This is a genomic window from Planotetraspora silvatica (assembly GCF_016863315.1).
In the GTDB taxonomy this organism is placed as follows: Bacteria; Actinomycetota; Actinomycetes; order Streptosporangiales; family Streptosporangiaceae; genus Planotetraspora; species Planotetraspora silvatica.
Genome location: NZ_BOOQ01000032.1, coordinates 1 through 13,358, shown reverse-complemented (window position 1 = coordinate 13,358; position 13,358 = coordinate 1). Strand labels below are relative to the sequence as shown.

The window sequence follows — 13,358 nt, the reverse complement described above, 5'->3', positions numbered from 1 at the left end:
CCAGGTTTCGCCGCGGCCATGCGTGTCTACCGGCGATCTCGCCGACGGGGTGGCCGACCGCGATCCGCGGCGGGACGCCACGTCACGCGCACCGGTCACCAGTGCCATCCCCACAGGCGACGCTGGTGCCGTACCGTCAGCCCGCCGCCGCGCTGCTTGCCGCGCACGACGAAATGCAGGCCGTCCCCCGGAACCGGAAGGGTGGGGACGCTGCGTACATGGGAGTTACCCGCGATGAACTCGACGTTCTCGATGTCGACAGAGGCGCCGCGCGGCAGCACGAGCGTCGTGGAGCCGGCGAGCACATCGAGCTCGACCTCCACCACCCGGTGGGCGATGAGGGCTTCGGTGAAGTCGAGCTTCACCGACCCGGCCTTGGCCGTCACCTGGATTCGCCTGGCCACCACCCAAGGGCCGCGCCTCTTCAGGCTGGCCGCCGTGGTGCGCAACTGGCTCAGCTCCGGGGCCGGTGGCGCCGTCCCGGGAAGGTCCGCGACGAGCGGCTCGATCTGGCTGAACACACGCGCTGAGAGCACCCCGTTCAACCGCTGCTCGAACTCCTCCTGAGTGAGCCGGCCCTCGCCGAAGGCCACATGCAGCCTTTCGGTGACCCGCTCACGATCAGCGTCGGACATCCGCAGCTCTGGGGGGTGCGGCACGAACTCTCCGCTCACGCCACGACTCTAGACGCTCGGAATTGAAATTCGGAGACGCCGGCTTCATCAGATTGATGAACGTGCGAACGATCTCTCGTGTGGCCTCGCCGCCGCCTGGCTCGTAGAAGTCGACGGCCGGCGCCCCGTATCGGAGCACCTTCACGTCGACGGCGGAAAGCAGAAGCGGGTTGCGGGTGATACCCATGTGACCGCCATCCGCGTCATGGAAAGGCATCACATGACAGGGGACTCCCCGCCCCGCCCGGCCGAGCGTTTCGACGAGGTCTTCGACGTCTACTTCGCCGAGATCCACCGATACGCGGCCAAGCGGCTCGGACCGGACGCCGCCGCCGACATCGCGGCGCAGACGTTCCTGGAGGCGTTTCGGCAACGCGGACGCTACGACCCGGAACGCGCGAACGTGCGCACCTGGCTGTACGGCATCGCCACCAAGGTGATCGGCAGACACCAGCGGGCCGAAACGCGCGCGCTGCGGGCAGGCGCCCGCCTCGGCCCGGGCCGCAACTTCGAGGAGCACACCGACCGGGTCGATTCGCGGGTCAGCGCCGAGGGCCTGCGAGGCGAACTCGCCTGGGCGATCGCGGCGCTGCCACGTGGACAACGCGACGTGCTGCTGCTCGTGGCCCTGGCCGACTTCAGCCACGACGAGGTCGCGGCGGCACTGGGGATCTCCTACGGCACGGTCGGCTCCCGGCTGAATCGTGCCCGAACCACGCTGCGCAAGGCGCTGGGCGGGACCAATCCGATGCTCACTTTGGAGGAACAGCATGGATGAAGTGCGGATGGTCCGGGACTCCTATCCCGAGCCCGCCCCGCCCACCGCCCGGGAGATCGCCCAGGCGAAGGCACTGCTGAACGAGCCGCCGCGCCGCTCACCGTCCCGGCTGCGGTGGGGACTGGGCGGCGTGCTCGCGGCGGCCGCGGCGGCGACCGCGGCGATTACGCTCGTCGGGGGAAACACGGTCGTCGGAGGGAACACGCCCGGCGGCGGGAAAGCGGTCGCGCAACCCGGCACGGTGAACCTGGACGCCAGGGGGGCGATCCTCGCGGCGGCCGAGAAGGCGGAACAGCAGCCGATCGGCAAGTACTGGTACATCGATCAGATCGATGGCCAGTCCTACATCATGCGCCCGAAGACCGGGACCTACGCGATCACCGGTGCGCACAGCGAGATGTTCAGCTGGTGGGGTGCCAAGTCCGGCATGGGCGAGGGGCACTACGGCCGCGATCTCCCGGCCCACCCGTTGACCGCGCAGGACGCGGCACTGTGGCGCAAGGACGGGTCGCCATCGAGCTTTCGCGTCTGGTCCGGCGACCACTACTACACCTACACCGCCAGGGCGCAGAAGTGGCAGATGGATGGCCCGGAGAGGGGTACGGACCCCCGCGGCGGCGGCGGAGGATTCGTGGGCGCCCCCGGGATGTCGGTCAAGGACCTGCAGAACCTGCCGGCCGATCCCGCCAAGCTCGCCGAGAGGTTCCTGAGCGACGAGGCGCTCGCGAAGAGGGTGGACCCGAGTGGGAGGAGCGCGGGGAGGCGCGAGGGGTTGCGGCTCCCGCCCAGCGTCAAGATTTCGATGGCGGGAGCCCTGGCGATGGACCCGGTCCCGCCGAAGGTGCGGGCGGGCCTGATGCGGGCACTGGCCGACCAGCCGGGCATCCACGCGATCGGCCGCGACTCCGACCCGCTGGATCGCGAGGGCGTCGCCCTGGCCTCCGACGACCGCGCCACGACGGTCACCGGTGAGTACGGCGGGCCGAAGGCCGAGCGGGGGACCTACCGCTCACGAGCCGTGATCGTCTTCGATGAGCGCACCGGAGCGGTGCTGTCCGTACAGGAGGAGCTGACCAAGCCCGGCGGCCCGTACTCGGAGATGAAGCCCGGGTTCGTCATCAATTACATCGCCTACCGCTCGGCGGGATGGACCGACGCCAAGCCGAAGCCCCAGGCCGAACTACCGTTCAGCTGACTCTTCGGTCGGTCCATCGGCCAGGCCGTCCAGGACGGTCTCCAGGCCGAAGGCGAACCGTCCAGTGCCTCGTCGCTCTCGTCCGCCCACACCACGGGGGCGTGGGCGACGAGGCGGCCACAAGGCCGTCAAGGGTTGTCGGTCTGCCATGTGTCGAATTGGGGAGCGGGCGGGTCCATGAACTCTCTGAGCTGCTTTACCCGGATCACGCAGTCGGCGCAGATGTGTTCCTCAACCGATCTCGCGGTGGCTTCAGGAGTCGGCTCACGGAAATTGCCTGCCACCGTCATGCCCAGCGGAAGATTGCTATCGGGGTCCTGCTCGCCTGAATGGCGCTCACAGTGGAGAGGGGATGGGACGGATGGTCATGGTGTTGACGTCGACGCCCGATGGCTGCGTTATGGCCCAAACGATGGAGGCGGCGAGTTGCTCAGAGGTGAGCATGGCGCGATCGGGCGCACCGCCGGCGGCGTCGAAGAAGTTCGTCTCCGTGGCACCGGGGTTGACGAGGGTCACTCCGACGCCGTCGCCGGTCACCATGCGCCTGGTGTTCTCCGCCAAGCCGATCACCGCCCACTTGGTCGCGCCATAGATGTTGCCCGGACTGTAGACGACGCCCGCGACACTTCCCACCAGCACGATCCGTCCACGTGTCTGCTTCAGAGCGGACAGGGCGGCCCTGATCAGCAAAGCGGGCCCCAGCACATTGGTCAGCACCATGTCGCGCCACACCGCGGGATCGCCATCGTCGACATTGTCGAAGGAGGCGAAACCGGCATTGGCCACCACGACGTTCAATTGGCCAAACCGCTGGAGTGTGGACTCCACAGCCGCCTGGACCGCCTCGAAGTCGGCCGCGTCTCCGGCCAATGTCAGCAGATCCGCCGGCTCATCCAGCTCCCTGGCGAATTCGCGCAGGCGCTCCTCGCCACGACCGGTGACAGTCACCCGGTATCCGCGGTCCAACAACTGCCGGGCCGTGGCCGCCCCGATTCCGCTTCCACCTCCAGTGATGAGAGCGACAGGAGAATCGGTCATCAACAGCCTCCAGAATCCGAGGGAAGATACCTGCCACTGATCGGCACGCGATACAGACATCGGGTACCTGTGACGGCGGCTGAGCTCGTACAGCCTGCCCGCGTTCCCCCCGTCGAGACGCCGGCGTCGGAAGGACGGTCGAAGCATCACGGGCTCGTCTTCGCCTCGACCGGCTGATGTTCCACGATATCCGTCACGCGAGGCCTTGACGATCACTAAAGGCCCGCGTAATCGTGACAATCCGCGCTGAGCATCTGCTTTGCGCCGGTGGCGTGATTTCTCCACCGACGCATTACAGGTTTCAGCGACAAGTGCCGTTATCGGATTGGCGGTCCTGTCGTGCCTGCGTTCCTTACTGCCCTGATTGCTGCTATCCCATGGCTGACGTGTGCATTTATCTGCTGCTTGGTCGTGACGTACGTCGTGGCCGTCTTAATGGCCCTGCTCCACTCCGACGCCCGACGACGGGCTGACGCGAGGGCGGTCCTGGACCGCCATGCGTTCACTGTGCTTCGGCGGCATAGACCGTAGCCGTTCATGGCGATCGTGACTCGCCTCAGAATCCTTCCGGAATCCCGCAAATCGCTGAGCCGGCCTGCCGGAACGTATGCAAGCGCGATCAGCCCCTTTGGTCGCTTCCGCAGGCCCGGCGCTCCGACCATCCGGTCGCGTCCTAATCGGTCCTGCCGAGCCCGCGGGCGAGGATGGCGGCGGTCTTGGCGACGATCTTGTCGTCACCGGCGCCGTCCGCGGCCCGGCGGTTGGTGAGGATCACCATGACCACCGGTGCGCCGGACGGTGGCCGGACGACCGCGATGTCGTTCGTGGTGCCGTAGGTCGGGCCGGTCCCGGTCTTGTCGCCGACGGTCCAGTCCTTGGGCAGCCCGGCCCGGATGCGCGCGTCCCCGGTCGTGGCATCGTCCATCCAGCCGATCAGGCGGGTCCGATCGGCGGGCTCGAGCGCGTTGCCCAGGGTGAGCGCCAACAGGTCGCGGGCATAGGCGGACGGGGCCGTGGTGTCGCGTTTCTGACCGGGCTTCCATTCGTTGAGCTCGGTCTCCCAGCGGTCGAGCCGGCTCACCGAGTCGCCGAGTGAGCGGTAGAACGCGGTGAGCCCAGCCGGTCCACCGATCTGCTTGAGCAGCAGGTTGCCCGCGGTGTTGTCGCTCACGGTGATCGCCGCGTCGCACAGTTCGGCCACGGTCATGCCGGTGTCCACGTGTTTCTCGGTGATGGGCGAGTAGTCCACGAGGTCGTCGCCGGTGTAGTGGACGACCCGGTCCATCAGTCCGGGATCGGACTGCCGCGCCTTCCGCAGCACCGCCGCGGAGACCATCGCCTTGAATGTCGACAACGTCGGGAACAACTCGCCGGCCCGGTGGCTCAGGGCCCGTCCCGTCCCCGTGTCGATCGCGTACGCGCCGATGCGTCCGTGGTTCTGTTGTTCGAGGCGGCGGAGCTGCCGGTCGACCTCCGCCGGGGCCGGGGCCGTGGACGTCGCCGGCTTGGGAATTCGTGCTGTGGCGCTCTGCGTGGCCGTGGTCTTGGTGACCGCGGTCTCGCCGCAGCCGGCCAGGCCGATGAGGGCGGACAGGGCGAGCCCAGTGGCGCCGAGCGCGGTCCGAAACCGTGATGGGTCTTTCATTACACGCAATACCGGATGCTTCCTCGACTTGGCCGCCAATCCCAACAAGTGGAGGGTCTCGGTTAGCGGTGCGAAAGACCTTGACCTAGCCCGTCCACGTGCACACTGTAAGGCTACTGATCTCGGCTGCAAGGGGTGCGCGTGATTGGGTTGGGCTGGTTCGAACTCCTGGCTCTCGTGGGCTTGTTGCTGGTCGTAGTCGTTGTCGTCCTGGTGGTACGTCGCCGGCGGCCATAGGCCGAATGCTCGGGCGGCTTACGACACATTTCACTAGTGGCCTCACTCGGTATCTGTCACCGCGTGTCCGGCGTTATGCGCGTGGCGGACGCCTCCGCCCACCTCGCATCCCATCTGCCATCGTCCCGCGCAAGGCCTGGATCAAGAAATATTCTCTGACCTGGGCATTCGCGATCAGAGAAGGGTGACGGGAATCGAACCTGCGCTGTCAGCTTGGGAAGCGTATGGATCACGGCCCGTGAGGCGCCTGAGCAGGGTGTCAGGGCTGTCATGAGTGACCGTGATTGACCCCTCGTCGCCCTGTCTAATTGCACGCTAATTGCACGATGATCTTTCACACCATCGAGTGCTCTGCCTCGAGGCACCTGGTCTCTAGGCTGAGACCGTCCGGAGCAGCCGACCGGGAGTGGCGATGGCGATTGAGAGAGGTTCCGACGTGACGCGCCTGCCTCGAGGTGCGACGGGGTTCCGAGATCGCGGGACGGAGCCGCTGCCGCTGACGGATACGCGAGGCTTCGCCTCAGTCTGCTACGAGGCCGCTCGGCTCGTGGGCGCCAGAGTTCTGGAGATCGCGCCACCCGGCGTCACGCCAAGCTTCCATACAGCTGTGATGAAGTGCGGAGAGTTGACTGTCGGGGTGCTCGGTCACATGCACTTACCGTTCATTGCGATCGCCGAGGTGCCGACAGGGGGCGTGGTCTTCATCGACGGCTGTGATGACCTTGAGGAAGCGTTGAGGGCTTCGGGGGCCTTCCGGCTCCTGACCAGGGACGAACTGGAGACCCCAATCGGCTTGATCGATACGTCAGACCTTGACACGGCGGAACGGAACGAGATCGGCTTCTGGAAGCCCGCAAACCTTGGCGAGTTGCTGTTCAACTACTGGGATTGAGGCAGCACCGCTCAAGGAGCTAGACGGTCGGAATTTCGAGGTGGCCAGCATGGACCGGGATACTCTCGTCGCACTCCTGGATGACTATGTCGGGGACGCCGGCGTCGCGTGTCGCCACGCTCTTCTATCTGGGGGAGATTTCGAGGTCTGGCCGGACCCAGTCCGTACGGATAGGTGCGTTTTCACCTATCGGCGGCGCGAACGGCGGAGTCGGCGTCTGAACACTCCCTCCATCGGTTTCAAGGAGGCTGTCGTTCGGCTCGAAACCTGTGCCCTTGATCGTGTTCTTGTCGGCTACGCGAGGAGCGTCGGCGGCGGGTATCACTTTCAGCTCTTTCTCTCTCCTGACGGGTCGCGAGTGATCGCTTGCTTTGGCATCAGCCGGGAGCATCTCGTGCGGCCCGCAGATTCCTCTCCTGCCTGATCACTCCGTATGCTGTCGACCCGCCCGAAGGGGAAGCGGGCCAAGGCCACCGGGACCAGGTGGAGCGCCCTACGGACGAACGACCTGGACCCGGTGGCCTTGGTCTGCTCGGCTTGTCCCGGGTCGATGGCGGGCGGGGTGATCAGGCCCTACCTCAGCCATCTACGGCCGAGTGGCGATGAGCATGCCCTTGGCGATCACCCCGGAGCCGGAGTGCCCCGCCGGAGGCGTATGGGGTTGGAGTTTCAGTCATTGCATGGCCATGCGGAAGCCGTGTTCGGCGGACACGGGGCACAGGAAGACGGTGAGTCTTCCCCATCGACCAAGGACGAGGGAGGTGGGCTCGTCCTCCCAATCAACAGGAGCATGGTCGCGGTCTTCGAGGGGCTGCCATCGCGGACCGCTGCCACCGTCCCATTCGGTGGTGTCGAGTTGCAGGAGGGGCTCGGTTTCGGTTCCGCAGGTCGTGCATGGAAGCTCATACATGTCGGTTAGGTGCCAGGTTTCCCATCCGCCGATCTTGCAGCCCGGTGCGATGGAGAGCAGGTATTGATAATCCGAGTTGGCCCGGTCCCATTCGTTGAGGGCCGATTGGAGGTCCTCGGGGAGCTCTTCGCAGTCGGGGTATTCGGTGACCCGTTCGGGATGCAGGACGCAGGGGCGCGGGAGATAGTCGTCGTCGGCCAGGCTCACTGAAGATGGGTACGGCGCGGTGAAGCCTGGTCCGTGGGTTTCGGTGGGCACTGTGGCCAGGTCCGCTGTTCGTCGCCAGATGAGGCGGACCACGGGGCCCCAGAGGTCTTCTTGTTGGTGCTTAGCGGGGCACCAGAGCACTTGAAGGAGATCGGTGTTGTCGGGGTAGGGGATTTCGGGGATGTCTCTGGCGAAGAACTGGGCGACCCCGATCATGGGTATCGGAGAGGCCGGGCGCCATGGTTCGAGGTTGCCGTCGTTGATGATGGGTTCGCCACACGTGGGCCAGGCTTCGCCCGCCGGCCATAAGAGTGGGCCGCCGATGTGGCTGTCTTGGGCTCCGGGCGTTCCTGGTCGTGGGTGGAGCCGTACGGTCGTGCGCGCGTAAGCGGTCAGCCAGGGGAAGAGTGTCGGGAGGTCGACGGGCGGAGGGGGTGTGGTGCGCGTCATGACGGGAGTGTAGGGATGTCCCCGAGCCTTATGACGTTGGGCTCGAAGCGCTGCACAGCATGGCGAGGGGTGCATGCATGCGGCGGGTGGCCCGAGCTGCCGCCGGCCGGGACCGGCCCCCAGGCCGCATGCCCGGCCGGCGAGCGGGCGTAGGGCCGCGAGGCGGCGCTTAGCGCCGCCCTTGATCCCTATAAGCACAATTCGGCAAGGTCCCGCCACTGCTTTGGCTGGCATTGGGCTTGCTCGGATTACTGGTCCAGCGGTGGTGCTGCGGCGTTCGGCTCGCGGGGGATCGCCCGTACGGTGGCTGCGGCAAGCTGGTCGGGTGACTTTCGCGGAGGCTCGATGACTTGGTCGTCGGGCCTGATCGGCTTCCTGGCTGGATTGCTGATCGCCGTATTCACGGCGCCGGTCGGTGTGTTTGGTGCCGTATTCCTGCTACCCGTGCAGTTCAGCGTTCTAGGTGTCCCGAGTCCAGCGGTCACACCTACCAACCTTCTGTTCAACGTCGTGGCAGGGCCAGGCGCGCTGATGCGCTATCGACAGAACGGTCATGCCTTCGGCCCTCTGACACGACAGCTCGTGGTTGGGACGCTGCCCGGTGTCGTTATCGGCGCACTTATACGGATCTTCGCCGTACCTGGACCGAAGGAATTCCGGCTGATAGTGGCATGCCTCCTGCTGCCGTTGGGCCTTTGGCTGTGGGTCCGTACTTTCCGATCACGCCTATATCGACATGCCGGCGAACTCTCCCGCCGCGCGATCACCGTACTGGCGCTGGCGGTGGGAATCGTCGGGGGAATCTATGGGATCGGCGGCGGCTCGATCCTGGGACCGATCCTTGTCGGGCGCGGCATGCCCGTGTCCAAAGTGGCTCCCGCTGCACTCGCCTCGACCTTCTTGACCTCGATCGTGGGAGCAGTCACGTATGCGCTCGCCTCGCTCATGTCGAGTGACCACATTGCCCCTGATTGGGGTCTGGGTCTGCTGTGCGGACTGGGCGGCCTTGTCGGAGGGTACGTTGGCGCCCGGTTGCAGCCCCGGCTTCCGGAGACAGGTCTCCGGTTGTTGCTTGGAACCCTCGCTGTCGCGCTCGCGGTGGTCTATGCCGCGCAAGCTCTCGGCGGGTAAGGGCGCGATCAGAGGGCGTACGCCAGCTCTACCAGCCCCGCCGTCACGATGGCCTGCGCGGGTGCTCGCCGGGCCTCCGGCTGCTAGTCCTCGACACCTTCGACGAACCACGTACCGGCGCGCTGCACCAACTCCACCACTGCGGAGCGTTGCGGGCCGTTAGCCCGTACCAGGAAGTGCCTGACGGTGAGCTTCTCCAGTTCCTTGCCAAGGTTCTCGGTCGTCCACCACGGCAGGAGCTCCTCCCAGTACGACCCAACCTCCTCAGCCACCGCATAGGTGCGGCCCCAAGCAGTGAATCTCACAGGCTGGGAGTCCTCGTCGACCTCGACTTCGGCCGGTTGGTGGTAGCGGCGCACACTTCATTCTCGAACATGTGAACTATAGATCGCCAGTCGCGATCGGGCGTAATGCAGGCAGCGGTCAGCTCGGGCGGTGTTGGGTGACGCGCCATAGGCGGCGGGGTAGTTCGCCCTCCTCGAACGGGTGGATCTGCGGGGTGCTCCAATCGTGGGCCAGTGCATCGACCAGCGGGCGGTCGAAGAAGTGCACCGCGAAAACGCCATGTTCGAAGATGCCGTCGCCGTGGGCGGTGCCGGCACCGTAGTGAGCGTCTCCCGTGTGGCGCACGGTATAGACGAAGGTCCCGCCTGGGCGCAGTACCCGGCGCACCTCGCCGACCAGAGCGTGAATCTGCGCTGTCGACAGTGCCATGCACAACAGCATGTGCGCGTAGACCGCATCCACCGACTCGTCGAGCAGCGAGAGCGCCTCGCGCACGTCATGCACCGTAGTGGCTACCCGGTCCCCCAGGCAGGCGTGCTCGGCGGTACGGCGTAGCTCCTCCAGAGCGTGCTGGCTGAAGTCGGTGGCCTGCACGGCAAAGCCGCACCGGGCGAAGTACAGAGCGTCTCGACCGTGGCCGGCGCCCAACTCCAGGACTGACCTTGCCCCGGTGGCGGCGAACGCCTCGACGGAGTACACGGCCGGGGCCGATGGCTGGTCGCCGTACATGTCGGGGTGGGCGGCGTAGGTGCGCTGCCAATGCTCACGCTGAGCCGCCGCCAGGTCGCCGTACTGCCCGGCCGCTGGCCTGCTCGTTGCCTCGTCCATCGCGCTTTCTACACTAGTTCCACGGATCTCTGGAGGAACATGCTGACACCCGAGGAGCCAGAAAGCCGCAGCTACGGCCGGGAGCCGATCGTGCTCGACGGCGGCGATCGCCGCTGCGTCCAGCTGTTGATCGAGCTACGCCGCCTGGTCGACGGCCTGGAACCGGGCACCGTCGTTCACCTGATCACCAGCGACCCGGCAGCCCCGATCGACCTGCCCGCCTGGTGCCACCTGACCGGCCACACCTACCTCGGCCCGCATCCCACAAGCGCGCGGCCCACCTACGCCGTGCAGGTCCGCTCCAACCCCCGGGCAACGCACGCGCACGCGCCCTGGCACCTCCACAACACCTGAACTCCGGATGCAGGAGGGTTCAGCGACTAACGCCGTGGGTCATGGCCAACTGAGCCGTTCCTCCAGCAGCGCCTGCTGCGCGGGATTGGCGGTCAACTTCAACGCGCGTTCGTCCGCCTCCCATGCCTCCTGCGGCCGTCCCAGAGCGCGCAGCAGCTCGGCGTGAGTGGCATGCAAAAGCGGATAATGCTTCAACGCGTCCGCAAGATCCTTCAGCTCGTTCATAGCGGCTTCCGGTCCCTTCACGTATTGCAGAGCGATCGCGCGGTGCAACCTCGTGACCGGGGAGGGCGCCAGGTACAGCAGCATGTCGTAGAGCACGACGATCTGAGCCCAATCGGTGTCCTCCCAACGCTGCGCCTCGGCGTGACAAGCCACGATCGCCGCCTGCACCTGATACGGGCCAGGCCGATGGTGTCTGCGCGCCGCACGCACGAGCAGAGCGGAAGCCGCCTGGATGGCTTCGTGATCCCACAAAGAGCGGTCCTGATCGGGCAGAAGAACCAGACGTCCGCCCGTGTCGAAACGGGCTGCTCCGCGCGCCCGGTGCAACCGGATGAGCGCCAGCAGGCCGATCACCTCCGGCTCATCGGGAGCCAGGCCCGCCAGCAGCGCGGCCAGCCATTCGGCATCATCGACTAGGTCCCGGGCTTGGGCGCGCTCTGCCGTGCTGGACAGATAGCCCTCGTTGAACAGCAGGTAGATGACGGCCAGTACCTCCCTCAATCGCCCGGGCAGGTCCTCAGGAGTTGGTACCCGGTAGGGAATTCCGGCTTCGGCGATCTTCTTTTTGGCTCGGGTGATTCGCTGCGCCACCGTGGTCTCCGGCACCACGAATCCGGCGGCGATCTGTGCAGTGCTCAGCCCGCACACCACCCGAAGTGTCAAAGCGATTTGCGCCGACCGCGACAGCGCTGGATGGCAGCAGGTGAAGATCAGCCGGAGTCGCTCATCCGGTCTGGGCGGCACTGGCCATTGCAGCTGGGCCAACTTGGCGCGGTAGTTGGATTCCCGGCGCAATACGTCCAAGCCGCGGCGGCGGGCCACTGTGAACAGCCACGCGTCCGGCAGGTCCGGGACGCCCTCGACCGGCCACCGCTGCAAGGCCGCCTCGATCGCGTCCTGGACCAGGTCCTCGGCGGCGGAGAAGTCGCCCAGCAGCGAGACCAGGGATGCGGCCAGCCGGCCCGCGTGCTCGCGCACCACGCGGGCCAGCACTTCGTGCGACACTGGCTCGTTCACCATCTGGCTCACGAGGCGGGGCGGATCTCCATCACAGGGCAAGCCGGCCAGGACCTGGCGATCTTCAGGGCTTCATCGAGATCGGCGACCTCGATCTCGGCGAATCCGCTGACCACCTCCTTGCCCTCCACGAACGGCCCGTCCGTGATGACGGGTTCGCTGTCGCCCTGGAGCCGCATCGTGGTGGCCGTGTGCACTGGAGCCAGGTGAGTGTGGTGGGTGATCTTGTCGGCGTGCTCGGCGAACCAGCGGCCCACAGCCTCGAACGCCGCGTCCCGCTCCAGCTCACCCATGGCCTGCAGTTCCTTGGCGAACTGCTCGGTCTCGACGAACATCAGCACGTACTTCACGTTCGCTGTCCTCCTTGTGTCTTGCCCAGCCTGGGTCTGATGGGTGGGTCGTGTCACGTGGACGGCAGAGCCGCATACAGGTCAATGCCGTTGCCGTCCGGATCCAGCACAGTGGCGTACCGCATGCCCCAGAACGCATCGAACGGCTCGGCGAGCCCCCGATAGCCGGCCTCGACCAACTCGGCGTACTTGGCATCGACTTCGGCCGGTGCAGGAAACTCGAAGCAGAGCAGGTTGCCCGGACCGCCGGTCGGACGGGTCCAGCCCGGCAGGAAGGGCGTGCGGAAGGCCTCGGTATCCAGCATCACGTGAAACCCATCCGGCAGATCGCAGGCGGCGTGTTCGGGCGAGTGGGGGTCGATCTTGAAATCGAGCCCAAGGCGGGCGTAGAAAGCGATCGCCGCGTCCATGTCGGACACGACGATGTCGATCGTGTTCATCGTTGGGTTCACGAGCTACTCCGTTTCCTGATCTGCAGAACAGTCCCCTGTTCACCGGCACCGCTCAGATACGTGGCTCCAGGTGTTTGCTGGCAGACCTTGCCTCTCTCGTTTCCCAAGAGACGATTGGGAGTCCGCCCGATACGACAGCTCCTAGGAATTGGCCGAACCTGTAGGAAGCTTCAGTGGCTCCTCCCGTTCCCCAGAGGTGCCCGTGATCTGGTTCGGTGCCCTAATCCCAGAGGTCATGCTGGCGGCTTGCGAGCGCCCGCCGAGCCGTGAGATAGCGATCGTGGAACTCCTCGGCAAGGACTTCCCTGCGATAACGCTGGCGTAGGACGCGATCGAGGTCTCCGGCTCGATTCACTAGGTCAGTGAGCGACTTTCGTTCGATGTCGAAGGCGCTCATGCCTTGCTTCACAGCGGCATCCAGGTCGCCGCGTCGGGCGTGGACAATGCCGAGATCAATGTGCGCGTCGGCAACTCTCATGGGGGCATTGGACGTTCCGTCTGGACGGGTGTGGATCCGGATGGTGTCCAGGGCGTGTTCTTCGGCGCGGTCGTTGTCTTCGAGCCATGTGTATGCGGTGGCGGCGTAGAAGATCCACTTGGCGTGGTCGAACACGAAGTGGTGGTCTGAGTTCTCTGGGATCGGAAGCCTGGCGAGGATGTCGGCCCCTCGGGAGAGAGCCTTGTCGGCCT

Annotated in this window: 14 protein-coding genes and 1 pseudogene; 5 read left to right on the top strand and 10 right to left on the bottom strand. The window is 66.1% G+C overall.

All coding sequences use genetic code 11. From position 1 onward, the window contains the following. Positions 1-95: 95 nt before the first annotated feature. The gene (locus tag Psi02_RS24460; RefSeq protein WP_203977989.1) at positions 96-674 is read right to left on the bottom strand and encodes a DUF1707 SHOCT-like domain-containing protein; all 579 of its coding nucleotides are present in this window, start codon (positions 672-674) and stop codon (positions 96-98) included. A gap of 220 nt (positions 675-894) precedes the next feature. Here Psi02_RS24460 and Psi02_RS24455 point away from each other — a divergent pair, with 220 nt between their 5' ends. After that, on the top strand, positions 895-1,452 hold the full coding sequence (locus tag Psi02_RS24455) for an RNA polymerase sigma factor (protein ID WP_203977988.1): 558 nt from the start codon (positions 895-897) through the stop codon (positions 1,450-1,452). Beyond that, positions 1,445-2,647 (top strand): hypothetical protein, encoded by a 1,203-nt coding sequence (locus tag Psi02_RS24450; protein ID WP_203977987.1) that lies wholly within the window; start codon positions 1,445-1,447, stop codon positions 2,645-2,647. The genes Psi02_RS24455 and Psi02_RS24450 overlap by 8 nt, the downstream gene beginning before the upstream one ends. Before the next feature lie 336 nt (positions 2,648-2,983). On the opposite strand, the gene Psi02_RS24445 is transcribed toward Psi02_RS24450, so the two are convergent. Together Psi02_RS24445 and bla are read right to left on the bottom strand one after the other, a co-directional pair. After that, complete coding sequence (locus tag Psi02_RS24445; RefSeq protein ID WP_203977986.1) at positions 2,984-3,685, bottom strand: SDR family oxidoreductase; 702 nt, start codon at positions 3,683-3,685, stop codon at positions 2,984-2,986. A 673-nt stretch (positions 3,686-4,358) separates the two neighbouring features. Continuing rightward, positions 4,359-5,330, bottom strand: coding sequence for a class A beta-lactamase (gene bla / locus Psi02_RS24440; RefSeq protein ID WP_203977985.1), 972 nt, complete (start codon positions 5,328-5,330; stop codon positions 4,359-4,361). Between the two features lie 649 nt (positions 5,331-5,979). Here bla and Psi02_RS24435 point away from each other — a divergent pair. After that, entirely contained in the window at positions 5,980-6,459 is a 480-nt protein-coding gene (locus Psi02_RS24435) for a hypothetical protein (protein WP_203977984.1), read from the top strand. 673 nt (positions 6,460-7,132) lie between these two features. On the opposite strand, the gene Psi02_RS24430 is transcribed toward Psi02_RS24435, so the two are convergent. Continuing rightward, positions 7,133-7,792, bottom strand: coding sequence for a hypothetical protein (locus Psi02_RS24430; protein WP_203977983.1), 660 nt, complete (start codon positions 7,790-7,792; stop codon positions 7,133-7,135). 579 nt (positions 7,793-8,371) lie between these two features. Here Psi02_RS24430 and Psi02_RS24425 point away from each other — a divergent pair. Next, the gene (locus Psi02_RS24425) at positions 8,372-9,157 is read left to right on the top strand and encodes a sulfite exporter TauE/SafE family protein (RefSeq protein ID WP_239095115.1); all 786 of its coding nucleotides are present in this window, start codon (positions 8,372-8,374) and stop codon (positions 9,155-9,157) included. Positions 9,158-9,240: 83 nt separating this feature from the next. Here the strand turns inward: Psi02_RS24425 and Psi02_RS24420 are convergent, their stop codons facing one another. Then, positions 9,241-9,429: a hypothetical protein gene (locus tag Psi02_RS24420; protein ID WP_203977982.1), complete on the bottom strand. Its 189-nt coding sequence runs from the start codon at positions 9,427-9,429 to the stop codon at positions 9,241-9,243. 151 nt (positions 9,430-9,580) lie between these two features. Then, complete coding sequence (locus Psi02_RS24415) at positions 9,581-10,270, bottom strand: class I SAM-dependent methyltransferase (RefSeq protein WP_203977981.1); 690 nt, start codon at positions 10,268-10,270, stop codon at positions 9,581-9,583. 39 nt (positions 10,271-10,309) lie between these two features. On the opposite strand from Psi02_RS24415, the gene Psi02_RS24410 reads away from it, so the two are divergent. Then, a complete protein-coding gene (locus Psi02_RS24410) occupies positions 10,310-10,624 on the top strand; it encodes a sulfurtransferase TusA family protein (protein ID WP_203977980.1) in 315 nt (104 codons plus the stop codon). A 39-nt stretch (positions 10,625-10,663) separates the two neighbouring features. Here Psi02_RS24410 and Psi02_RS24405 read toward each other — a convergent pair whose 3' ends face one another. The 4 genes and pseudogenes from Psi02_RS24405 to Psi02_RS24390 all read right to left on the bottom strand — a co-directional run. After that, positions 10,664-11,869 (bottom strand): RNA polymerase sigma factor, encoded by a 1,206-nt coding sequence (locus tag Psi02_RS24405; protein WP_203978122.1) that lies wholly within the window; start codon positions 11,867-11,869, stop codon positions 10,664-10,666. A gap of 5 nt (positions 11,870-11,874) precedes the next feature. Then, entirely contained in the window at positions 11,875-12,216 is a 342-nt protein-coding gene (locus Psi02_RS24400; protein WP_239095114.1) for a YciI family protein, read from the bottom strand. A gap of 53 nt (positions 12,217-12,269) precedes the next feature. Beyond that, a complete protein-coding gene (locus Psi02_RS24395) occupies positions 12,270-12,656 on the bottom strand; it encodes a VOC family protein (RefSeq protein WP_203977979.1) in 387 nt (128 codons plus the stop codon). A gap of 232 nt (positions 12,657-12,888) precedes the next feature. Beyond that, positions 12,889-13,358 (bottom strand): annotated as a pseudogene (locus Psi02_RS24390) (hypothetical protein); the annotation flags it as partial.

What these genes read in the sequence shown, in the direction of transcription:
- Psi02_RS24425 (WP_239095115.1), top strand. Translation starts at nt 8,372, where the DNA reads ATGACTTGGTCGTCGGGCCTGATCGGCTTCCTGGCTGGATTGCTGATC.
- Psi02_RS24415 (WP_203977981.1), bottom strand. Translation starts at nt 10,270, where the DNA reads ATGGACGAGGCAACGAGCAGGCCAGCGGCCGGGCAGTACGGCGACCTG.
- Psi02_RS24455 (WP_203977988.1), top strand. Translation starts at nt 895, where the DNA reads ATGACAGGGGACTCCCCGCCCCGCCCGGCCGAGCGTTTCGACGAGGTC.
- Psi02_RS24410 (WP_203977980.1), top strand. Translation starts at nt 10,310, where the DNA reads ATGCTGACACCCGAGGAGCCAGAAAGCCGCAGCTACGGCCGGGAGCCG.
- bla (WP_203977985.1), bottom strand. Translation starts at nt 5,330, where the DNA reads ATGAAAGACCCATCACGGTTTCGGACCGCGCTCGGCGCCACTGGGCTC.
- Psi02_RS24435 (WP_203977984.1), top strand. Translation starts at nt 5,980, where the DNA reads ATGGCGATTGAGAGAGGTTCCGACGTGACGCGCCTGCCTCGAGGTGCG.
- Psi02_RS24430 (WP_203977983.1), bottom strand. Translation starts at nt 7,792, where the DNA reads ATGATCGGGGTCGCCCAGTTCTTCGCCAGAGACATCCCCGAAATCCCC.
- Psi02_RS24445 (WP_203977986.1), bottom strand. Translation starts at nt 3,685, where the DNA reads ATGACCGATTCTCCTGTCGCTCTCATCACTGGAGGTGGAAGCGGAATC.
- Psi02_RS24395 (WP_203977979.1), bottom strand. Translation starts at nt 12,656, where the DNA reads ATGAACACGATCGACATCGTCGTGTCCGACATGGACGCGGCGATCGCT.
- Psi02_RS24450 (WP_203977987.1), top strand. Translation starts at nt 1,445, where the DNA reads ATGGATGAAGTGCGGATGGTCCGGGACTCCTATCCCGAGCCCGCCCCG.
- Psi02_RS24405 (WP_203978122.1), bottom strand. Translation starts at nt 11,869, where the DNA reads ATGGTGAACGAGCCAGTGTCGCACGAAGTGCTGGCCCGCGTGGTGCGC.